22 protein-coding genes are annotated in these 21,190 nt (G+C 40.1%); 20 read left to right on the top strand and 2 right to left on the bottom strand.

Annotation, left to right across the window (positions count from 1 at the left end):
• The first annotated feature begins 151 nt into the window (after positions 1-151).
• The 20 genes from VIR50_RS04865 (at position 152) to VIR50_RS04770 (ending at position 19,215) form a co-directional block, all read left to right on the top strand.
• On the top strand, positions 152-2,053 hold the full coding sequence (locus tag VIR50_RS04865; RefSeq protein ID WP_331934012.1) for a polysaccharide biosynthesis protein: 1,902 nt from the start codon (positions 152-154) through the stop codon (positions 2,051-2,053).
• Between the two features lie 4 nt (positions 2,054-2,057).
• Positions 2,058-3,332: a glycosyl hydrolase family 28-related protein gene (locus VIR50_RS04860; RefSeq protein ID WP_331934011.1), complete on the top strand. Its 1,275-nt coding sequence runs from the start codon at positions 2,058-2,060 to the stop codon at positions 3,330-3,332.
• A gap of 1 nt (position 3,333) precedes the next feature.
• Positions 3,334-4,308, top strand: coding sequence for a polysaccharide pyruvyl transferase family protein (locus VIR50_RS04855; protein WP_331934010.1), 975 nt, complete (start codon positions 3,334-3,336; stop codon positions 4,306-4,308).
• Positions 4,309-4,384: 76 nt separating this feature from the next.
• Positions 4,385-5,440: an EpsG family protein gene (locus tag VIR50_RS04850; protein ID WP_331934009.1), complete on the top strand. Its 1,056-nt coding sequence runs from the start codon at positions 4,385-4,387 to the stop codon at positions 5,438-5,440.
• A 10-nt stretch (positions 5,441-5,450) separates the two neighbouring features.
• On the top strand, positions 5,451-6,029 hold the full coding sequence (locus VIR50_RS04845) for a serine acetyltransferase (RefSeq protein WP_331934008.1): 579 nt from the start codon (positions 5,451-5,453) through the stop codon (positions 6,027-6,029).
• A 150-nt stretch (positions 6,030-6,179) separates the two neighbouring features.
• Positions 6,180-7,454, top strand: a complete 1,275-nt coding sequence (locus tag VIR50_RS04840; RefSeq protein ID WP_331934007.1) for a polysaccharide biosynthesis C-terminal domain-containing protein — start codon at positions 6,180-6,182, stop codon at positions 7,452-7,454.
• 10 nt (positions 7,455-7,464) lie between these two features.
• Positions 7,465-8,577 (top strand): glycosyltransferase family 1 protein, encoded by a 1,113-nt coding sequence (locus VIR50_RS04835; RefSeq protein WP_331934006.1) that lies wholly within the window; start codon positions 7,465-7,467, stop codon positions 8,575-8,577.
• A gap of 51 nt (positions 8,578-8,628) precedes the next feature.
• The gene (locus VIR50_RS04830) at positions 8,629-9,909 is read left to right on the top strand and encodes a TolB family protein (protein WP_331934005.1); all 1,281 of its coding nucleotides are present in this window, start codon (positions 8,629-8,631) and stop codon (positions 9,907-9,909) included.
• Entirely contained in the window at positions 9,909-10,724 is an 816-nt protein-coding gene (locus tag VIR50_RS04825; protein WP_331934004.1) for a glycosyltransferase, read from the top strand. The genes VIR50_RS04830 and VIR50_RS04825 overlap by 1 nt, the downstream gene beginning before the upstream one ends.
• A gap of 40 nt (positions 10,725-10,764) precedes the next feature.
• Positions 10,765-11,886 carry a nucleotidyltransferase family protein gene (locus tag VIR50_RS04820; protein WP_331934003.1) on the top strand — a complete coding sequence of 374 codons (1,122 nt, stop codon included), beginning with the start codon at positions 10,765-10,767 and terminating at the stop codon, positions 11,884-11,886.
• 28 nt (positions 11,887-11,914) lie between these two features.
• Complete coding sequence (locus tag VIR50_RS04815; RefSeq protein ID WP_331934002.1) at positions 11,915-13,249, top strand: DegT/DnrJ/EryC1/StrS family aminotransferase; 1,335 nt, start codon at positions 11,915-11,917, stop codon at positions 13,247-13,249.
• A gap of 28 nt (positions 13,250-13,277) precedes the next feature.
• Entirely contained in the window at positions 13,278-13,871 is a 594-nt protein-coding gene (locus tag VIR50_RS04810) for a sugar transferase (protein ID WP_331934001.1), read from the top strand.
• 35 nt (positions 13,872-13,906) lie between these two features.
• On the top strand, positions 13,907-14,605 hold the full coding sequence (locus VIR50_RS04805; RefSeq protein WP_331934000.1) for a hypothetical protein: 699 nt from the start codon (positions 13,907-13,909) through the stop codon (positions 14,603-14,605).
• Between the two features lie 13 nt (positions 14,606-14,618).
• Positions 14,619-15,137: a hypothetical protein gene (locus VIR50_RS04800; RefSeq protein ID WP_331933999.1), complete on the top strand. Its 519-nt coding sequence runs from the start codon at positions 14,619-14,621 to the stop codon at positions 15,135-15,137.
• Positions 15,138-15,243: 106 nt separating this feature from the next.
• Entirely contained in the window at positions 15,244-15,912 is a 669-nt protein-coding gene (locus tag VIR50_RS04795) for a WbuC family cupin fold metalloprotein (protein ID WP_331933998.1), read from the top strand.
• On the top strand, positions 15,801-16,478 hold the full coding sequence (locus VIR50_RS04790) for a DUF6904 family protein (RefSeq protein ID WP_414703534.1): 678 nt from the start codon (positions 15,801-15,803) through the stop codon (positions 16,476-16,478). The genes VIR50_RS04795 and VIR50_RS04790 overlap by 112 nt, the downstream gene beginning before the upstream one ends.
• 32 nt (positions 16,479-16,510) lie before the next feature.
• On the top strand, positions 16,511-16,759 hold the full coding sequence (locus tag VIR50_RS04785) for a helicase associated domain-containing protein (RefSeq protein ID WP_331933996.1): 249 nt from the start codon (positions 16,511-16,513) through the stop codon (positions 16,757-16,759).
• Positions 16,760-17,332: 573 nt separating this feature from the next.
• A complete protein-coding gene (locus tag VIR50_RS04780; protein ID WP_331933995.1) occupies positions 17,333-17,806 on the top strand; it encodes a hypothetical protein in 474 nt (157 codons plus the stop codon).
• 73 nt (positions 17,807-17,879) lie between these two features.
• Positions 17,880-18,044, top strand: coding sequence for a hypothetical protein (locus tag VIR50_RS04775; RefSeq protein ID WP_331933994.1), 165 nt, complete (start codon positions 17,880-17,882; stop codon positions 18,042-18,044).
• Positions 18,045-18,090: 46 nt separating this feature from the next.
• On the top strand, positions 18,091-19,215 hold the full coding sequence (locus VIR50_RS04770) for a PIN domain-containing protein (RefSeq protein ID WP_331933993.1): 1,125 nt from the start codon (positions 18,091-18,093) through the stop codon (positions 19,213-19,215).
• 233 nt (positions 19,216-19,448) lie between these two features.
• On the opposite strand, the gene VIR50_RS04765 is transcribed toward VIR50_RS04770, so the two are convergent.
• Entirely contained in the window at positions 19,449-19,886 is a 438-nt protein-coding gene (locus VIR50_RS04765) for a hypothetical protein (RefSeq protein ID WP_331933992.1), read from the bottom strand.
• Positions 19,886-21,181, bottom strand: coding sequence for a hypothetical protein (locus VIR50_RS04760; RefSeq protein WP_331933991.1), 1,296 nt, complete (start codon positions 21,179-21,181; stop codon positions 19,886-19,888). The genes VIR50_RS04765 and VIR50_RS04760 overlap by 1 nt, the downstream gene beginning before the upstream one ends.
• Positions 21,182-21,190 lie beyond the last annotated feature (9 nt).

The following is a 21,190-nucleotide window of genomic DNA, read 5'->3' as shown; positions in this document are numbered from 1 at the left end:
TAAATGATTACTCTCACAAATTACACGCAACTCACAATCAACGCATCTGGTTGCGTCTGCAACCCTTGGAGGTGCAGTGTCTAGTGCTCCGCACACACTAGTATGTAGATGGGGTCGACTCCCTCGGTTGCACAAACAAAAGTCAACAACAATGAAAGTACTAAAGAAATTAAGTCAATGGTATTTCACAAGGAACGCACTCCCTTATGGGTGCATCCTATTGCTCGATAGCATTTGCGTCTATCTGGCGGGAGTCTTGTGTTATTACCTTGAAAATGGCGGCGATTTGACATCCAGCAACTTTTGGCAGATAACTTTAGGCATGTTAATAGCTTTAGTTATCTATATTGCTTCCTTCCGATTCTTTCACACATATCGTGAGGTCTTGCGCTTTTCATCATTTGCTGATCTCCAACGCACAATCATCGCTATGATCGTTGCTAGCGTTTTTGTTTTCGGTTTGCACCTGTTAGAGATTCGTTTCGCTTTATCAAACTTCTTTATGGCGCCAGACTTTCGGGCGGTTTGTTTTACCTTAGTGGTAGCAACAATGCTCATGTGGTTGGTTCGTATCCTTGTGAAGAACTGTTACGATTTCTATCGTACATCCGATAACACACATCGAGTTTTCATTTATGGAGCGATGTCTGGAGGCATAGCATTAGCAAAGAGTGTGCTCAACACCCCTGACTCTCCTTATACCCTTGCTGGTATTGTCAGTACTGATGCTCATGTAGCCAAATCTTGGATGCTTGGTATCAAAGTTTCCCTTGATAGTGAGGAACTGCCTAAGCAGATGAAGGCAAAAGGAGCGGACGTTTTGTTAGTATCACCAATACAGACTGAGCATTTCCGCGCACGCACATCATTGATAGATGCCCTTATCAAAGAAGGCATAAAGATTATGATGATGCCTGCAGCAGAAGAGTGGGATGGCTACTCGAACCTCTCGCACAGCCAACTTAAAGAAGTGGAGATAGAAGATTTACTTCCTCGCGAAAAGATTGAGGTCGATCTCGTTGCCATCGGTCAGATGCTCCGTGGCAGGCGCATCCTCATCACGGGTGCAGCCGGCTCTATCGGTTCCGAGATGGCTCGTCAGGTTGCAAAGTTCCAGCCTGCGGAATTGGTGCTGGTGGATCAGGCAGAAACCCCAATGCATGATGTGCGCCTCTATATGGCCAACAACCATAAGGGACTCAAGTGTCTCACCATTGTCAGCTCCATCACCGACCAAGAGCACATGGAGAAGATCTTTAGTGAGTACAAGCCCGAGTATGTCTTCCATGCTGCCGCCTACAAGCACGTACCTATGATGGAGGATAATCCAGGTCAGGCAGTTCGCAACAATATCTATGGTACGCGCGTGATAGCTGACCTTGCCGTGAAGTATGACACCCAAAAGTTCGTCATGATTTCCACAGATAAGGCTGTCAACCCGACCAACGTCATGGGCTGCTCAAAGCGTATCTGTGAAATATACTGTCAAGCTCTGAACTATCATCAACAGACAACCCAGTTCGTCACTACTCGTTTCGGCAACGTTCTTGGCTCAAACGGCTCTGTGATTCCTATTTTCAAGGAGCAAATCAAGAAAGGTGGTCCTGTCAAGGTCACTCATCCCGACATCATTCGCTACTTCATGCTCATCCCCGAGGCTTGCCGCCTTGTGCTCGAAGCTGGCACTATGGGCAAGGGTGGAGAGATCTTCGTCTTCGACATGGGCGAACCCGTCAAGATTGTCGACCTTGCCAAGCGCATGATAGCCCTTTCTGAAGCCAAGGATGTAAAGATAGAATTCTCTGGCCTCCGCGATGGCGAGAAACTCTTCGAGGAACTCCTTGCCGCAAAGGAGAACACCAAGCCAACCCATAACCCAAAGATCATGGTCGCCCAGGTGCGCGAATATCCATACGACCTCGCTCTCCAAAACGAGATACAGCTCTACGAACTCTCCAAGGGCTTCGATGATATGGCTATCGTCAAAAAGATGAAGGAGATTGTGCCAGAATTCAAGAGTCAGAATAGTAAATATGCTGAGTTAGATAGTTAATAATATGAACCCTAAGAATTGTTTTAAGAATGGAATACTCCAGTCTACTTTGCTAATTATTTTATTCTTATTCCCTATATCAGCTATTGCAACATCCTCTGTTGGATTTGATGAATACATTGTATTGACTAAAAATAAACCTTTTGCGAGTCAGTTATTACATAAAAATGCAGTTTACGAAATTCGTGATAAGTTCGACTTAAGAGGTGCAAAAATTACAATACCATCTGATTGCATGCTCATCTTTAGAGGAGGCTCTTTTTCGAATGGTATTGTAGAATTCAACAATTGCATCATTGAAGCACCCTTGTATGCAATATTTCACAATAAAATGACTTGTATTGGGAAACCTAATGTTCCCACAATATATCCTGAATGGTTTGGCGCAATCGGTGATGGACACAAAGATGATACGAAAGCCATACAGAAATGTATAGATATGGGTATATCGGTAAGCCTAAGTTCAAAAACATATAAAATAACACAACCACTAACTCTGAAATCCGGTTGCACTTTGCAAGGTAATGGATGGAGCACTACAATTAAGGCGGTAAAATGTAATGCAATTGAATCCCAGAATACGTGCAATGGTGTACTCATTCGCGATATGAAAATTGAAGGCGACCAATCTCCAAGTCATTCTGGCATTTACATAACAGCACCTATGCCCAAGATGATAATTCAGAATCTACACATCTCCAATTTCGGTTACTATGGTATGTGCCTTTTGAAATCATGGGACTATGCAATAGAGAACGTCAACTTGACAACAAATAAAAATGGTTTGTATGCGGAACAATTTAACAGCTCAAATCTCCAGAAAGTAGTCGCTTTTCAGAATAGCGGGATCGGACTAAAGATAGTATCATCGTCAAATGCCAGAATATCAGGCACGATTCAAGAGAACGGCCTCCAAGGCTTGCTGCTACTCGGGTGCCATGCTTGCTCTGTTAATATCTATGGCGAGCAAAATGGCTATTTAGGAAAAACAAATGAAGAAAGCTGTGAGATTTTGATTTCTAGTGGAGGAAAGGCTAATGACTGCTCGAATAATAACATAATCCAATTCTATCTTAACGGAGGTAAGGGAACTAAAATGCAAAGCAAATACGGTCTCTACCTTAATTGGGCAAGTGAGAATTTCCTAAATGGATACAGTTTGCGTCACACAGTAAACGATATTTACGAAACCACTAATAGCGACCGTAATGTTATTACAGACACAGCTCCAAAAACAGTAAATCATTTGACAAAGAAAAATATAAAAATTCAAGAATAATATGAAGAAAGTACTTTTATTAGACACTTCTATCGCAACGTTTAATATAGGCGATGAGATTATTAACAACTCTATTCAGAACAATTGGCCTGAATTGTTTAGAGATAATTATATCTGTAAATATCCAGTTCATACTCCTCCTTATGCATGGTGGCAGCAGTTACTAGTTTCTAATAAATTTAGAAACCTATCTAGTGTGGATTATAAATTTCTGTGCGGAACTAACGCACTATACACAAATATGGTAAGACCTCTTCCCGTGTGGAACCTATACCTTTGGAATGCTTCCTTCTGTAAAGGAACAATACTCCTAGGTGTTGGCGCTGGAATAAATAGTAAAAGCGTTAATTATTATACACGTAAACTTTACAATAATGTTTTGAGCCACGATTTTGTTCATAGTACTAGAGATGATTACACAAGAGATATGCTTATTAGATTGGGATTTAATGCGGTTAATACAGGATGTCCTACTCTTTGGGGACTTACACCTGAGCACTGTAACTTAATACCAAGAAAGAAATCTAATAGCGTTGTTTTTACCCTTACTAGTAAACAGCCAGATCTCGAAAACGATAAATTGATGATCAAGATTTTGGAGGAAAGCTATGACCACGTGTATTTTTGGCCTCAAACAATATCTGACCTAGACTATCTTTTGTCTTTAGGAGATTATAAATATATGTTAGTCTCACCGAATTTAGCATCTTATGACAAGATACTCGATAAAGATATTGATTATGTTGGTAACAGACTCCATGGTGGTATACGTGCTTTACAGCATCATAAGAAGTCAATTATTATATCTATTGACTATAGAGCTGAAAATATGGCAAAATCATACTCTCTTCCTGTGATTAAAAGAGAAAAAATAGGTCAATTACTTAAGGATAAAATTGAGGATACAAGCGAAACTCTTATCACAGGTCTAGACTGGAATCAAATTAACGATTGGAAAAATCAATTCAAGTTTTAATGATTGAATAATGGTTCATTTTATTTTACTAACCTTTTGTGTTCTTTCTATTCTATATTGGCTAAACCCTGCTTGCATGAAAATAGAAAAAAACACAGATAAAAAGCGTTTCCTTTTTGCTTTCACAATTCTGGGGTTGCTTTCAGCATTAAAAGCTTCTACAATTGGGAACGATACACCTGAATATGTTCGAATATATGAAATATGTCCAGGTATGGACTTGTATTTCTCTAGATACGAACCTGGGTATATATTCTTCAATCAACTGCTGAACAGATTTTCTGATAGCCCTCAGTTACTTTTTTTGGCAACAAGTGTTATTGTGTTTTATAGTTTCGGTAGGTTTATTTGGAAGTATAGCAATATGCCTTGGTTATCCATTGTATTGTTTTTCCTTTGTGGACAATTTGCCTTTGTAATGTCTGCATTAAGACAAAGTTTTGCAATGGCTATACTTTTTTTTGCATTTGAATTCTTGCTAAAGAAAAAGTACATTGTCTTCTCTGCGTTGGTTCTTTTGGCGAGTACGTTCCATAATTCAGCTTTATTGTTTTTTATATGCTTACCCTTATCTTTTATAAAACTTAATAAGAAAACCATCATAATATTTATTGCAGTATCGATAATTTCACTTTTTCTTTTTACAGACCTGTTAAATACATTTTTCTTTTACTACGCAGCATATGAAAGATATACAGATAGTGACTATTTTCAAGGTGGGGTTCGATTTGCTAGTGTAATGCAGCTCTTATTGTCAATCTTGTTCTTTAAGTTGGGGTACGACTATGTAAAAGATTCAATCAACCATACAAATGAAGAAAAGTACAGAGCCAATAGAGTTATGGTAGTTATACATTTAGTTGCAGTCTATTTGTACATATTATGCTTAAGGGTTAATCTTATAGATAGGTTCGCTATATATTATTCTGTATTTATGGTTGTATTTGTGCCAAATGCGTTGAATGTTAAACAATTAAATCTTAAGAAAAAGATTATCAATGCTTTTATCTGCTACTATGTAGTTTTCACTCTGACAGCATTGATGTACAGACCGAATTGGAATACTATATACCCATATAAATTCTATTGGCAGGAATCGGTCCGAGTAGACGAAATTGAATCAAGACATTAAAAAGTTTGATATGAAGAAATTAGTGTTATTTTCAATTTTATTATTAGCGTGGTGTCTTCTTTGGCCACTTTATCTAGTAGTATTGATGTCCGACAATCGGAGAAGAATATTGCAAGACGCAAATCGCAATATATCTTACAGAAGTGCTTCTTTTAAGAATTATAACGCTGTATTGTATTTATTTGTTGTAGACCAATTCTTTCGCACTATGGTCTATTCTCGTATTGGAAACACCTCATACATTTTTTGTTGGCTATGGCACGCTAATAATACTTTTTTCCCTATTTGTAAAAACATTGAGGGTGGTATATATCTTGCACACCCATTTTCAACAATATTGAATGCCAAGAGTATAGGAGCAAATTTCACTTGTAGACAATGTACAACAATAGGAAACAAATCTGAGGATGCTATCTCTGAAAAACCAATTATAGGTAACAATGTAACAGTAGGAGCAAATGTGGTTATTATTGGAAATATTATTATAGGAAACAATTCTATTATAGGGGCAGGTAGTGTTGTGATTAAAAATGTACCACCAAATTCAGTGGTAGCAGGAAATCCTGCAAAAGTTATTAGAACCCTTTAATTGTCGTTGTCGTGATTATAACAAAACCGAGTTCATTGAAACATAAAGATGAAAAATAGATATAAAGAGTTACTATCAGATACACTGGTAATTGGCCTAGGCAACTTCACTACAAAGTTGATTTATTTCTTCCTAATGCCTATATACACGATGGCAATGACAGCAAGTGAGTTTGGCGAGGCAGACTTGTTGAACAACCTCGCTGCCTTATTGCTACCAGTGTTTACATTGAGTATCGCAGAAGGAGTATTCCGTTTCGTACTTGACAAGAAAGAGAATCCAAATGAATTACTGACAGCTGGTATAGGCGTAATTGGCAGCTGTTCACTGGTTTCGCTTGCTATTATTGCAGTCGTATTCCTTGTGACCAAAGAACAAAACTGGGTCTATTTTTATTTCTATTTCATAACCGAGGCATTTAGAGCCTTGTTCGCTCAATTTGCTCGTGGAGTAGGTAATGTCCGCAACTTTTCCATTAGTGGCATCATTGCGGCAGGGGTGTTGTTCGGAGCTACATATATTCTCGTCAAGACCATGAGCCTTGGTGTTGTTGGCTACTTGTTAGCCTTTATCATCGCCAATCTATGCTCTATTTGCTACTTGATTGTAACTGTAAAAACAATAAGGAAATTTGTATGGCTATATTCTGCCAGTAAGGTAAAAAAGATATTGATATATTCATTACCTTTAATTCCTAATACACTTTCTTGGTGGGCAACTAATGTTTCCTCTCGTTATATATTAGCTTACAATTGTGGAATTGCACTAGCTGGTTTGTTTGCAGCAACAAGTAAATTACCGGCGCTCATTAATATTGTTACATCTGTATTCCAACAATCATGGCAGATTTCTTCTGTGAAGCAATCTGAAGCGGATGATTATATTACCTTTTATAGTAGAGTATTTACATTATATAGTTCTATGGTATTTATTACTGGTGCTACTATAATAGTATTGGTACCCTTCATTTCAAAATTTGTTCTTCAAGGAGAATTTTATGAAGCTTGGGTGTATACACCACTATTGTTGTTCTCTGCTATTTTGGGATGCTTTTCTGTATATTTTGGAAACTTTTATACGGTTAAAAAAAACTCCAAAGCAATAATGCGTACAACAATCTATGGTGCGATATCCAATGTTGTATTATGTTTCGCATTAATTCCATTCTTTGGAATTTATGGCGCGTTAGCAGCAAATGTGCTCAGTTTTGTGATTATAACAGGCGCCAGATTTATAGATACACAGAAGTTTATGCCAATTAAATTCAGCAAGTGGAAAATTTACACTTCTATTTGTTTATTGTTTGTAGAGTCATTGGGAATGACTTCTAATAACAAATATGGCTATTTTTTTTCTGTTATTTGTATAGTTATTATTTTAGCTATAAGCCTTATTGCGGCTAAAGATGTCAAAAAAACAAATTAATTGTTATAATATGATACATGTTTTATATTTATTAGATTCGTTGAAACAACGATTTGGAGTTACTGCCGTTGCAATGAATTATTTCAGGAATATAGATCCTACAAAGGTTCAAATTGATGTAGTATGTTTTTCGGATAGCGAAGAGACTATTGTAAATGAAATAATAGCAAAAGGCAGTAAAGTGTTTTTTATGCCTAAATTAGGAATGAGGAGCATTTTTGACTTTAAGGATTTCTATGTAAAATTGTTTACAGAGAATAAATATGACGTTGTACATTCACACTTTAATCAGATTGATGCGATTGTATTTCCTATTGCAAAAAAGTATGGTGTAAAACATTGCATTTCTCATAGTCATAACACGAAGTTTTCCGATTACAAGCTACGTGCAATACGCAACTGGGCTATGTGTTTGCCTTTGAAGCGATTGGCAGATACTTGGGCTGCCTGTTCTGTTTTGGCCGGCGAGTTCCTTTATGGCAAAAATTTTTCCAGATCGCCAAAATCACTTGTCATTAATAATGCAATAGATTGTGATAAATTCGCATATAACAAAGATGTTCGCGAACAACTAAGGGCAGAACTCGGGGTAAAAGATGAGATTTTGTTGGGTAATGTTGGCAGCTTAAAAATTCAAAAGAACCATATATTCCTGCTTGATATATTTCATCATTTAATAAATAAGGACAGAAAACATATATATAAATTGTTAATTGTCGGCGATGGACCTCTAAATGAAGAATTAAAATCTAAATGTATACAACTCGGCATAGATCGTCATGTCATCTGGACTGGTGCGAGGAAAGATGTTCACAGATTGTTGCAAGCCATGGATATTTTTCTGCTGCCTTCGTTATATGAAGGTCTGCCTGTCATTGGTATCGAAGCGCAGGCTTCGGGTGTTCCATGCCTATTTAGCGATACCATCACGAAAGAGGTTGACGTTTGTAATGTTACATTCTTGCCGATTAATGGTAATTTAGACTTATGGTCTAATAGCATATCTAATCTTGTCTCTTTTAAAAGAATTGATGTGTCTGCTATTGTTTCTAAAAAGAAATACGATATCAGGAAGGAGGGAGAAAGAATGATAGAATTTTACAAGAGATGTATCAATTATTAATTCAGAATGAGGTTTGAAAGATATTGCTGACAAAACAATTATAATATACATATGAATTTAGAACAAAAAATCAACTATCAACTCAACAAATATCCATTCATCAAGAAAGGGGTGAAAAGAGTGTACCAGCTTGTATGGTATAGCATCAGCAAGAAGGTGAAATGTGAGGGCGATGTGATGAAGATGTCGCCTGATGACAAGGAGAATGATTACTTCTTTGGCTACTATGACAAGTGCCCTTGGGATGCAACCGGTCGATATATGCTCTGTATGAAAGCCAAGGATACTTGGAGCGAGCCTGATCCTCTCGGGACAGCGGAGATTCTTCTGTTAGAAATAGAAGAGTATTCGAAAGGTTTGAATGGGTCGAAAGGTTGCAAAGTGATTGCTACCACCCATTGCTGGAATGTTCAGCAGGGTTGTATGGCTCAGTGGTTAGGACCGGATTTCATGAGCAAGATTCTGTATAATGACCTGCGTGATGGAAAGTACGTGAGTGTGATTCTGGATGTGAATACATTCGAGGAACGCGTACTGCCTATGCCTTGCTATACTGTTTCGGCTGACGGAAAGACAGCATTGAGTCTAGATTTTAGCCGTCTGCATAGTTTGCGATTGGGGTACGGTTATGCAGAGTTGCCTGAGGTGACCAAGGGAATGGCTTTACCTGATACTACTGCCGTATGGATGATGGACATTGAGACTGGTGAGGTGACGGAATTGCTGAAATATACAGACTTTGCCAATTTCCAACCAAGACCGGAAATACAAGAGCCTGGTAGTGTACACAAGGTGAACCACCTGATGCTGTCGCCTAACGGTAAGCGCTTTATGGTGCTGTATCGCTGGTTCTGCGGTCAGAGAAAGTACACGCGACTGGTGACCTGCAATGTGGATGGTACGGACATGTATGTGCTGAGTGATGACGATATGGTGAGCCATTGCTATTGGAAGAATGACGAGGAGATCATAGCCTTTGAGCGCAAGAAGGAGGAAGGCACAGGCTACTACCTGATGAAAGATAAGACGCAGGAATGGAAACACCTATGGAAACAATTGAGTAACGATGGTCATCCGAGCTATTGTCCAACGGACGAGAATCTGGTGCTGTTTGACACCTATCCGGACAGGGCGCGTGTGCAGGAGGTGAAGATAGCACGCGATGACAGCGATGAAGTGACGACCATTGCCAAGGTGTTTGCGCCATTCAAATATGATAATGATACGCGTTGCGACTGTCATCCTCGATGGAGCCGTGACGGAAAGAAGGTTGCCTTCGACAGTACGTTTGAAGGCAGGAAAGGTTTATATGTAGTTAATGTCAAGAAATAATGAACAAGACAGTAACAGTAATGTTGCCGGTGTACAAGAAAGATAATCCGGCATTTTTCGAAGAGTCACTTGCAAGTGTATTGGGTCAGACCTATCAGGACATAAAGGTACTGGTGGGTGTGGACGGCCCTGTGGAAGGCAAGTTGGCAGAGACCCTGAAAGGGGTTGAGAAGAACGAACGTGTAGAAGTGATATACTTCAAAGAGAATAGAGGCCTAGCATGTGTTCTGAACGATCTTGTGGCTCGTTCGCGTGAATTGGATGTGGAATATCTGGCACGTATGGATGCTGACGACAAGTGCGTGAGTGATCGCTTTGAGCGTCAGATGGCATACCTTCTGGAGCATCCTGAGGTGGATGTCGTGGGTGGTAAAATAGAAGAAATTGATCAGAACGGAGAGAAGAATGGCAAAGGCGTGCAGTACCCATTGACACATGAGGACTGCCGTAAATTCTTCCGTTATCGTGATCCATTGGCACACCCTGCTACATTCTTCCGAATGCGCTATTTTGACAAAGCAAAGGGATATCGCCCAGAGTATAGAAAGAATCAGGACACGATGCTCTGGTATGATGGATTCTTGAATGGTTGCGTTTTCGCTAATCTGCCTGATACGGTACTGAACTTCCGTGTAGCTCCGGACTTCTATAGCCGTAGAAACGGATGGAAACGCGCGAAGCAGATGCTGTCAGACCGCATTAAGATGAATAAAGCACTAGGCTATGACCTGAGTGCAAATATGTTTGCTTTTGCTATGTTTGGTATGACTATCTCTCCGACATGGCTGAAGAAATTTTTGTATAGAATAAGATAATTTATGAACGATAACATTAAAGAAACAATTCCTATTCTTTGTGAGTGTAGATAACCTTTTTTTTGAACTAATAAGAGTGGCTATCGGCAATACTGATCGTCTCTCGCATATTCCATCCAATAAGGAATGGAATGCGCTATACGACATGGCAAAGAAACAAAGCCTTGTCGGAGTATGTTTTGCTGCTTTGCAAGGGCTTGGAGCAGATGCAGATGATGGCTTCGGCCGAATTGGCATGAGCGAGATACTGTACCTCAATTGGATGGGTATGGCCGCGAAAATAACACAACGGAATGAAGTTGTTAATCATCAGTGTGCTGAGTTGCAGGAGAAACTCTCTGCTTATGGGTTCAAGAGTTGTATCTTGAAAGGTCAGGGTGTTGCGCCCCTTTATGGTGAGCAACTCCATAACTTGAGGCAGTCGGGAGACATCGATGCTCTGCTTTGGAGAGAGGGGCTATGCCATAAAGATAATCGTAAGGCCGTGATGCTACTGGCTTCTAGTATTGATAAGCATGCAATGGGATCGGAGCACCATGTGCATGCACACTTTTTTAAAGATACGGATGTAGAACTTCACTATGAGCCTTCGTATTTCTGCAATCCTTGGGCAAATAGAAGATTCCGAAGATGGTGCGATATACATCGAAAGGACATGGTTTGGTGCGGCTCTTTAGGTTTTATGTCTCCTAACGTTGAATATAATGTGGTGTTCCTCTTATCACACGTATTTAGGCACTATTTGAGTGAAGGTGTGGGATTGAGGCAGTTGATGGATTATTATTTCGTTTTAATAAACCGAAATAATAATACGCTTTGCTCTGATAACTACAACATGCTTCGTACATTGAAGTCGCTGAATATGCTCAGGTTTGCATCGGCTGTGATGTGGGTAATGAAGGAAGTGTTCGGAATGGCTGAACAGTACATGATTTGTGAACCCAATGAGAGGCTTGGACAGAAGTTGCTGGTGCATGTGATGCAGGGAGGTAATTTTGGACATCATAACACGGAGGCAGTGGCGAGTAAGAATAGCCATATTGGGAGATTCATAAACCAAGTGGTGCAAGATATTTCGTTGTCGGTTGACTATCCTGCAGAAGCTCTATGGGCCCCAATATCAATGATTAGAGAATTTTTAAGAATAAGAATAAAAGTATAACAAATAACAATTAAAATCATTAAACTTTATGAGTACCGATTTAAAAAGAAGAAACATTCCGTTTTCACCTCCTGATATGACAGAGGCAGAGGCAAACGAAGTTCGTGACGCAATTCTTAGTGGTTGGATCACTACCGGTCCTCGCACAAAGAAGTTAGAGAAGTTAATCGCTCAATTTGTGGGCGTAAATGCTTCGACTGACGTGCAGACTCCAAATTGTGTATGCCTGAACTCTCAGACTGCTTGTGCGGAGATGGCTCTTCGCCTGTTAGGTATAGGTAAGGGAGATGAGGTGATTGTGCCGGCCTATACTTATACGGCCAGTGCTTCGATCGTGGAGCATGTGGGCTCTAAGGTGGTGTTCGTGGATGTGCAGAAGGATTGCCTGGAGATGGATTATGACCAGGTGGAGGCTGCCATCACGCAAAACACCAAGGCTATTATCCCTGTCGATCTGGGTGGTGTGCCGTGCGATTATGACCGCCTGTTTGAGATTGTGAACAGAAAGAAGAACCTATTCTGGCCAAAGACTGACTTGCAGCATAAGTTGGGTCGTGTGGCGATCTGTTCGGACTGTGCACACTCATTCGGTGGTTATCGCATCAAGGACGGAAAGAAGGTAATGTGTGGCGCAATGGCTGACTTCTCGTCTTTCTCATTCCATGCTGTTAAGAACTTCACTACCGCTGAAGGTGGTGCATTGACTTGGAATCTGCCTTTCGGTGACGAACCTGCTGTGATTGATCTGGACCGAAATCCAGAGAACACGTTCAGTTCGGTGCAGGTGATTGAGGGTAACACCTGGAACCAGCGACTTTATCGCATTACTCAGTTGCTCTCCCTCCATGGTCAGAATAAGGATGCTTTGGCTAAGACGAAATTGGGAGCTTGGGAGTATGACATCGTTGGCCCTTGGTATAAGTGTAACATGACGGACATCATGGCAGCTCTGGGCTTGGTGCAGTTTGAGCGCTACCCTGAGATGCTGGCAAAGCGCAAGGAGATGATTGCACGCTATGACAAGGCTTTGGCTCCTCTGGGAGTGTGGGGCTTACGTCACTATACCGATGAGTATGCTTCGAGCGGTCACCTCTACATCTGTCGTCTGGAGGGTATGCACCGTGAGCAGGTGAATGAGGTGATTGAGAAGATGGCTGAGCGTGGTGTGGCTACGAACGTACACTACAAGCCATTGCCTATGATGACGGCCTACAAGAAGATGGGCTTCGACATCAAGAACTTCCCAAATGCCTTTGCTGCCTTCGACAATGAGATCACCTTGCCATTGAACACTAAGATGACGATGGAGGATCTGGAGTATGTGATTGATTGCATGAAGGAGGTACTGAAAGAGATGCGCTAAGCTACCCGTTTAGGGTTATTTTGAAATTATGAAAAGACTTTTTGATATTATCGCATCGGGCTGTGGACTCATCGTCCTCAGCCCCTTGTTTGTGATACTTGCCGTCTGGGTGAAGTTGGACTCTGAGGGCCCGGTTTTCTATCGTCAGGTGCGTGTGGGTTATAAGAATAAGGATTTCTGCATCTTTAAGTTCCGCTCGATGCGTATTGGCTCGGATAAGGGCTGTCTTGTTACCATCGGTGGCCGCGACCCACGTGTAACACGCTCTGGTTACTTCATCCGTAAGTTTAAGTTTGATGAGCTTCCACAGCTGATCAACGTCTTTCTTGGCGACATGAGCCTTGTCGGTCCTCGTCCTGAGGTGCGCCACTACGTGAACTACTGGACGCCCGAACAGATGCACGTCCTTGACGTTCGCCCTGGCATTACAGATCCTGCGTCAATAAAGTTCCGCAACGAGAATGAGTTGATGGAGAAGGCTGAGGATCCGGAGGACTACTACATCAACGTGATCATGCAGGAGAAAATCAAGCTGTATCTGGAGTATGTGGAGAATGCTTCGTTCTGGTATGATATCAAGCTGATATTTGAAACGTTTTGGGTGATTGTGAAAGAGAGGTAAAGAAGCTTCCCCAGATAGTAGATAAAAATTGTGATATGAAATTTAGTTCTTTAGAACAGAAAGTTATAAAAGATTTGTGTGAATGGGGGAAGAAAGCTAACGATTTTTCCCCCATACGAAACTTCTTTAGAGAAAATGTCCTGATAAGAGGAACAGGTGTGTTCTTGTTTTCAAAAGAGGTAGATGAACGACCACCAATAATTCTATGTATTCACATTAATCAACACAATGTGTCTGAATATGAGAATATTTGTAATCATATACTATTCCATCTTCATTTTTTGAGAAAACTTGAGCGTTTAGGACTAGTAACAATATCAGAAGGTCGTTATTCTGTGGAGAAAGAATATGCATTCGCTTTATTTAAAGATCTTTCTATTATTGGGTTACATAAAACAGCAGAAGAACCATGGGGATACTCCTGCCGTGTTTTAATACCCCAAAACGATCCTCTTGATGTAGAGTTGATTGCATCAGGATTAACCCTTAGAAGACAAGATAATAGTTCTGCACTTCCATATCATAACATGGAAATCTTTTCTCGTTTTGACGCTTTTGATCTGGTTAGTTCTAATATAGCACTTGAACAAGAGTTGTTTAATTTGGTTGAAAATGGGTTTAAGGCTACAGAGGAACTTATGCTTGAGAATGCTTCTATACAGTTGGCTACAGCCAAATATATCCTTGAAGAGGCTAAAGTGCAAACTGAAAAAGCAATAGAAAGTATAAGCTAGTCTAGGGTTCAATTTGAGACTGCCCAAACAATGGCAAAAGAACAATTTGAGGAATCGCAACAAAACGCAAAAAAAACAATTTGAAATTGCCCAGAATAGTTCTACAGAACAGTTTTCTTTAGCGCAGGCATCAGCTAAAGAGCAGTTTGAAACAGCTCAGAATAATGCAAGAGATCAATTCAATATAGAACAAACAAACGCCAGAATACAATTCAATGAAGCTCAAGGTGAATCAAAACGCCAGTTCGAATCAGCGAATTGCAAAAGCATATTGGCTTTGATTTTAGCTGTAATATCTATTATCGCTTCTCCTTTAGTCGCTAAATATGTTACAACAACAATTGATAAAGAACAATATAATAAGATTGATAGTTTACAGACTGAAATTTATAATAAGCTAGAGGAGATTAACCAGAAGGTTGTTGAGACTGAAACTGATACAACTCTTTATATCGTTCCTGATCAACTTGGTGAGATATCTACTACTCTTAAGAAGGTTAACAATAAGTTGGTCAAGCCTGTACAAAAGTAGATGAGGTGAAGTGGCATAATATGTATAAGTATGAAAGAATTTGCTAAAGGTTTATGGCTGTTGGTATGTTACCTTTTCTGGCCTAAAAAGACAGATAAAACAAGATATGATTCAAATAGATAGACAACTCATACAGCAGCTGTTTGATCAGGCAGTCGTCAATCCTCGACTCAGACAAATTTATGACTTGAGGAATAACGAGGAAGATGGCAGCCAGAGGTTGCTCTATGCCTTGATGCCTGGAACGAAGATCGATATTCATCGCCACCCACATAGCAACGAGACTTTCGTCTGCCTATGTGGTAAGGTGGTATCTGTGATTTATGAGGAGGATTCTCCCGTTGTCGGTTTCCCTATGGGTATGGATGCACAGGATATTCCTTCTGGGAAACGGATGAAGGAATCAGACAGATACATGCTTGACCCATCCGTTGGTAACTTCGGTTGTGTAGTGCCCAAAGGTACATGGCATACTATCGAGGTACTAGAACCTTCAGTGATACTCGAGACCAAAGAAGGTAAGTATGGAGGAGGATGGTATAGAAATATGGTGACATTAAAAATCATAGAAGCATTATTTGAAAAATGGAACTTTCAATCAGCAAGAAACAACAGCCGTTGTGTTTCCGATTCGAGAACACTAAGCATAAGTTGGGTGTCAGGATATGGGGAGACAGAAGGTCTTTCCATGAACTGCATGAGTTGCTCGGTGAGTGCTGGGATTGCGAGAATGCTGATATGTCGCGTGCAGAGGGGTGTTCGTATATCGGTGTGATCTCTTACTTCAGCTATGAGGTGCGTCATGCATTCATGGGCGATCGACTCTTGACGTTGGACGATAAGCCGGTGAAGGATTGGTCGGATGAGATGTTCCAGCTCTTCGAGAAGGAGATGGAGCGTTTTGAGGTGGGCATTGAACTGACATGGCCTCACATGCTCTTCATCATGGCTTCGTGGTGGGAATGCCTGAGACATCAGGATTGCCCTATGCGTGTGTTGGGCATCATCCGTGAGTTCACGGTGAACATCGAGCAACTGTTGCAGCAGAGGAGCAAGACGCAATACCCGAAGATTGAGCCTTACCTCCATGGTGCTATCTATGCTGCCAATCCCTATCTGATGCACTTCATGGAGCACATCAACTATGAGTATCTTCGTTGGTCAACCTTCAGCAGAGTCACGCTGAGCACCCTTGCCGAGGAGATGGCTTGTGCGGCATTCGGTACGTATCAGTACGAGGACTTCATGGCCACGCTCAAGAAGCAAGCAAAGAAGCTGGATTGCCCGATAGAGAAACTCCGTGCAAAGGTGGATGAGTGGGTGTATGAGATTGAATTATAGCTCCATCGATAAGTGACAGCCATTTGTACATTATGGCAACCAAGAATGACACCAAGTGGCATCAGAACTATGATGCCCTCAAAGCCTACATCCATGAGCGCGGTCACCTACCTGATAAACATGTGGTAGAGAACCGCGCTTTGCTTTCGTGGGCAAAATATCAAAGGAAGAAAATCAAGGAAGGTACGCTGGACAAAGAGAAGCGAGAACTGTTTGAATCATTGCTCGCCTCTCGTTCAACTGAGCATACTGGGGGGAAGAAGGAAGAAAATTTGACATAATATATGCTTAATAGAGTATCTTGAACCGCCCTTTTTAATTTATAAACATCAATCAAGTAAAAAACGCTTTCATCTTTATATCATAAATTCTTTCTGATAATGAAATATAGATTTATTACTATCGTTCACAATTTGGTTCTTCCCCAAAAGGAGATGATCGTTAACCTTACTCAAGGTTTCTTGTCAAACTGTAGTTCTATTTTACAGGAGACTTTTGACAACGAACTATCGACATATACATTAGGCAGTCATAGTGTTGACGAATTTGTTGGTCAGACATACTTTTAAATTGACGGAGATTTTGCGGATGGCTGTACTCAAAGTGTAGTAGATGAGTTCGGAACAAAATTAACATTTGCATTTCTGCGTGTGATTCAGGACTATGTAGAAAGACTGTGGTTCCTTGAGGATAATTCCATATATATTAGAGATGGCTTTCTTTATACTTATGAAGAGTGCTTACGTGATGGTTACACATTTAAGGCATCTTTGTCTGCAGTCTTTTCGAAGGCTAACGGACGAATAGAACCATCAGTGTTTTCTTTGGAGTCATTGACATCCCTATCGTCAGATATGTTTGTAATTAATTCTGAGGACATATCACCAGAAATAGAAAATTATAAAGATGCAACTCAGGATCATTTCTGGAAGAAGAACAAGGTTGAAAGAAAATTGCGCGCATGGGGTTACATCTTATTGGCAAGAAGTCAGTCTCAACCACCTCTGAAAATGATGCTGTACACAATGGCGTTAGAAAGCCTTTTGGGAACATCCACCACAGAATTGAGTCACCGTCTTGCAGGGCGTTCTGCAATTATGTTAGGGGCAACAACGGAAGAAAGAATTGAAATATATGCTACAATCAAGAGATCATACGACAATCGTTCAACTATAGCGCATGGTGATTTGCTGAAAGATGATTCAAATTTTGAAGATCGTATTATGAAAGTTGATGATTATTTACGAAAACTCATGTCTTTTGAAGAACCATATAATATGGAGAATGCAGAGATTGACAAATTCTTTATAGAGAAATTAATGAGTTGAAGGAGGTAGGTTGATAGAGTTATTATGATGATACGTGGAGGTGCATCATCATTTTCCTGTACGCCATACAACCTTGAACAACTGGATTCGCTATGTGCGGAAGAAGATCAAGGCTGGGACGCTGCCTGAGGAACAAAAGCAGTTGTTTGAAGAGCTGGCGGCAAGCAGATGGATGGAGGAGCATACGGGGGGAAGGAAGATGGTAAAATCTGATGCTTCTGCCTTTACGAAGATCTAAACCTCTGTTAGAACTATAAACAAAACAGACGCAAATAATATGCAATATGAAACATATTATTATAGATACAAATGTAATCCATTTAGATTACCAGTTTAATAAATCTCGTATAACAGCACTGTGTTCAACATGTGCCGCACTAGATCATACTATATACATTCCCGATGTTGTTGTTGATGAACTTGTAAGACAATATAAAGAAGACGTTGTCGCATGTGTGGAGCAGTATAATCAAGCATTGCATAAAATGCAGAGACGGGCAGTCCCTATAACTTCGGCACCGATAGACGCAGATTTACTAACTGCAAACTACGAAGCAACTATCCGTGCAAGAATGGCAACATTAGGTATTCGTATAATTCCATACCCCAAAACAGATCATAAGGAAATGGTAGCAAGGGAACTCTGTCATAGGAAACCATTCCTAGATAGTACTAAGGGATATCGTGATTCACTAATTTGGGAAAGTATTAAAGAGCATTGCAAAACAACACCGAAGACAATTGAGATAGTATTCCTTTCTGAAAATTCGGATGACTTCGCTGAGAAATCAAAAAAGACATTTCATCAAGATCTTCTTGTGGATTGTGATAAAGAAGGTCTTGACAAAGATCGACTAACATTGGTTACAGATGTTCATGAGTATATAAACAAGGAAATCATTGGAAAGTCAAAGACATTACAGGAATTACTGTCCGAACTGCAAAAGTCAAATGGTATTGGCGATATAGATGTTATGCAAGAGGTCAAGGACTATATTGATGATACCACTATTTCCAACTATATAACTGATGACCCATATGACGAATGTATTTCGTATATCCCTGGATTCTATGAAAATCCAGAGGTTACAAATATAGAAACAACATCCATCAACTTTGAGTCCATACATGAAATTTCTGATGATGAAATTGTCATTAGATGTACTGTCGATATTGAGGCAGAGATAGATGTGTATATATATCATGGAGATATGGCGTTGATAGATGATAATTCTCAGCCATATATTTTCGACTATGATTGGAACGAGCATTATGCTGCAGCAAGCGACTCTGCCACTTTCAAGTTGCAACTTAATATTGTTTGTGATAAAGAACTAACAAAGGTTTTATCAATAGATGATGAATTACTACTGGTTGATTTTGAAACCGGTTACCACTATGAGGCATAATTTTTATCCGAACATAAAAACTCCACGAATAGAAAAGAATATTACTAGCTTGTCATGATGAGGACAAGCCAATACAACAGAACGTTTGTTAGATATTTTTGTTATTGAAAAAATCAAGTGAGAATAATAAATTATATAATTATTTATGGAAATTCAATATTCCCAACTCCCGAATAAAAACATAGCAGACTTTTTAGTTGTTACAGCAACCGACATAGAAACCCATGCTGTCCTTAAACGGTTTCAACCAATTTGTGTAGAGGGACTTCTACAAATATATAAGGATAATAGAAAGTATACAGCAGGCGTTTTGGGAGGATATAACTGTAATAGTCAAGACTTGTTCTGACAGTTTTTTGTAAGATAATAAACAAACTGTCAGAACAAGTCTTGACTATTACACTTAATGAGTTCAGAACCTCTTGTTCCTTGCCCTTATATGACATAACAAAGAAGAGGACACTTGCACGTTCGTCCCATCTTGCACGTATTTCTGTAACCGACAGACAAGGAACATCCGCCAGTTGTTCATATGCAAGGTTCTTGCAGGCTTTTCCTGTACCATAATATGATACGATGGCAAATTTTGAGAAAAATGCTGAGAATTCACAATTGACAACCAGCTTATTTGTGGTCACAATATATTCATTTCTATTGTCTGTAGTCATCATTATTCAATCGTTACGTATTTCTTAATCTGCTCTATGGCTTCATAAATATAGTTACCTTCTTCATCGATAACTCCGGCAATCTCATGCAAAGCATCATTCTTCTCAAGTTGCTCGTCATTTATATCCTTCTTACGACGGAGTATGTTTACGGTAATCAAAGAGCAACCTAAACGTTCCACTTTAACTTTACGTTTTTTTGCGGTAGAAAGATCTCCCAGTTGGTCCTCATGAATGGAGTCTGCTCTCATGTTCTTTACATCAAAGGCAATTCTGTTTTTTCCTTCTTTGTCACAGATAACGAAATCTGCCAACTCGTAATCTTTGCCTTCAAGATGCTTGAAGTTGTCGTCTGTCAAAGACGGGTTGCAGTCAAGGACAATAGCTTTGAAAGCTTCCTCTCCAATCTCTCCAGCATAGTCACAGGCAAGAATCTGCGGATGCAGGATAAGAGCGCCATGCTTCCATTCTGTTGCATATCCGTTTCTCTCAAAGTGGCTTCGGATGACATTGTTTTTCATGAGAATGTCAAGACGAACATCTGATGGCTTTATTGTCCAAGTCTTTTCTCCCAGAGTAGTGTATTGCCTTTTATCTTTGTCATATTTGAATGCAAGTGAATTGTTTTCATCACGTTGCCATGCTCCATAACATGTGCCAATAAAGGTAAGGCATTTGTCATCATCATCCAGATCATCCAGGCTATTGATGACTGGCTTTTTGATGATGGTCTGCTTGTAGCTCTGATTCATGATCTGATGGCTTCGCACCTGATGTGAGACTTCATCGCTTTCTTCATATTCATCTATGTGACTGTTATATGCATCGTCAGGATGCGGAGTGTACTTTAAAGCTATACGACGAAGACGGTTGAGAAGGCGTTGCGCTTTGTTGGCATCGTTGCACAGTTTCTGCTCTTCGGCTGAAACGTCTTCTGTATTTCGTTCACTATGATCCAGAATATATTTTGCCAATGTCTTGAACTCCTTTGTCAATGACTTCTGCAGATTTTCTTTATAGAAGAACTTACTCATGGACTCATCGTACATGATATACGTAGTCTGAGGTTTGTTTCTTGTTCGGCATAGACGACCGACAGCTTGCTCTATAATGGTTTGGGCCCAAGCAGCCTTGTCCTTTGCTATTCCAGGATTGTTCTTCTCTCCAAAGAAAAGATTGCCAGAAAGAGCGCGACAAAGGCAACTGTTTACCTCTGCAGGAGAAAGCCAACCTCGCTCATTAAGCATCATCAAGGTTAGCATGGCATTATAGAGACCCTTTTCAAAGGTTGTTTCCATACCATCCTC

Origin of the sequence: Prevotella sp. (assembly GCF_036570325.1) — a bacterium.
GTDB lineage: Bacteria > Bacteroidota > Bacteroidia > Bacteroidales > Bacteroidaceae > Prevotella.
This window is presented reverse-complemented; position numbering and strand designations above follow the sequence as displayed.

What these genes read in the sequence shown, in the direction of transcription:
- VIR50_RS04865 (WP_331934012.1), top strand. Translation starts at nt 152, where the DNA reads ATGAAAGTACTAAAGAAATTAAGTCAATGGTATTTCACAAGGAACGCA.
- VIR50_RS04860 (WP_331934011.1), top strand. Translation starts at nt 2,058, where the DNA reads ATGAACCCTAAGAATTGTTTTAAGAATGGAATACTCCAGTCTACTTTG.
- VIR50_RS04855 (WP_331934010.1), top strand. Translation starts at nt 3,334, where the DNA reads ATGAAGAAAGTACTTTTATTAGACACTTCTATCGCAACGTTTAATATA.
- VIR50_RS04850 (WP_331934009.1), top strand. Translation starts at nt 4,385, where the DNA reads ATGAAAATAGAAAAAAACACAGATAAAAAGCGTTTCCTTTTTGCTTTC.
- VIR50_RS04845 (WP_331934008.1), top strand. Translation starts at nt 5,451, where the DNA reads ATGAAGAAATTAGTGTTATTTTCAATTTTATTATTAGCGTGGTGTCTT.
- VIR50_RS04840 (WP_331934007.1), top strand. Translation starts at nt 6,180, where the DNA reads ATGGCAATGACAGCAAGTGAGTTTGGCGAGGCAGACTTGTTGAACAAC.
- VIR50_RS04835 (WP_331934006.1), top strand. Translation starts at nt 7,465, where the DNA reads ATGATACATGTTTTATATTTATTAGATTCGTTGAAACAACGATTTGGA.
- VIR50_RS04830 (WP_331934005.1), top strand. Translation starts at nt 8,629, where the DNA reads ATGAATTTAGAACAAAAAATCAACTATCAACTCAACAAATATCCATTC.
- VIR50_RS04825 (WP_331934004.1), top strand. Translation starts at nt 9,909, where the DNA reads ATGAACAAGACAGTAACAGTAATGTTGCCGGTGTACAAGAAAGATAAT.
- VIR50_RS04815 (WP_331934002.1), top strand. Translation starts at nt 11,915, where the DNA reads ATGAGTACCGATTTAAAAAGAAGAAACATTCCGTTTTCACCTCCTGAT.
- VIR50_RS04810 (WP_331934001.1), top strand. Translation starts at nt 13,278, where the DNA reads ATGAAAAGACTTTTTGATATTATCGCATCGGGCTGTGGACTCATCGTC.
- VIR50_RS04805 (WP_331934000.1), top strand. Translation starts at nt 13,907, where the DNA reads ATGAAATTTAGTTCTTTAGAACAGAAAGTTATAAAAGATTTGTGTGAA.
- VIR50_RS04795 (WP_331933998.1), top strand. Translation starts at nt 15,244, where the DNA reads ATGATTCAAATAGATAGACAACTCATACAGCAGCTGTTTGATCAGGCA.
- VIR50_RS04785 (WP_331933996.1), top strand. Translation starts at nt 16,511, where the DNA reads ATGGCAACCAAGAATGACACCAAGTGGCATCAGAACTATGATGCCCTC.
- VIR50_RS04780 (WP_331933995.1), top strand. Translation starts at nt 17,333, where the DNA reads ATGTTTGTAATTAATTCTGAGGACATATCACCAGAAATAGAAAATTAT.
- VIR50_RS04770 (WP_331933993.1), top strand. Translation starts at nt 18,091, where the DNA reads ATGAAACATATTATTATAGATACAAATGTAATCCATTTAGATTACCAG.
- VIR50_RS04765 (WP_331933992.1), bottom strand. Translation starts at nt 19,886, where the DNA reads ATGATGACTACAGACAATAGAAATGAATATATTGTGACCACAAATAAG.
- VIR50_RS04760 (WP_331933991.1), bottom strand. Translation starts at nt 21,181, where the DNA reads ATGGAAACAACCTTTGAAAAGGGTCTCTATAATGCCATGCTAACCTTG.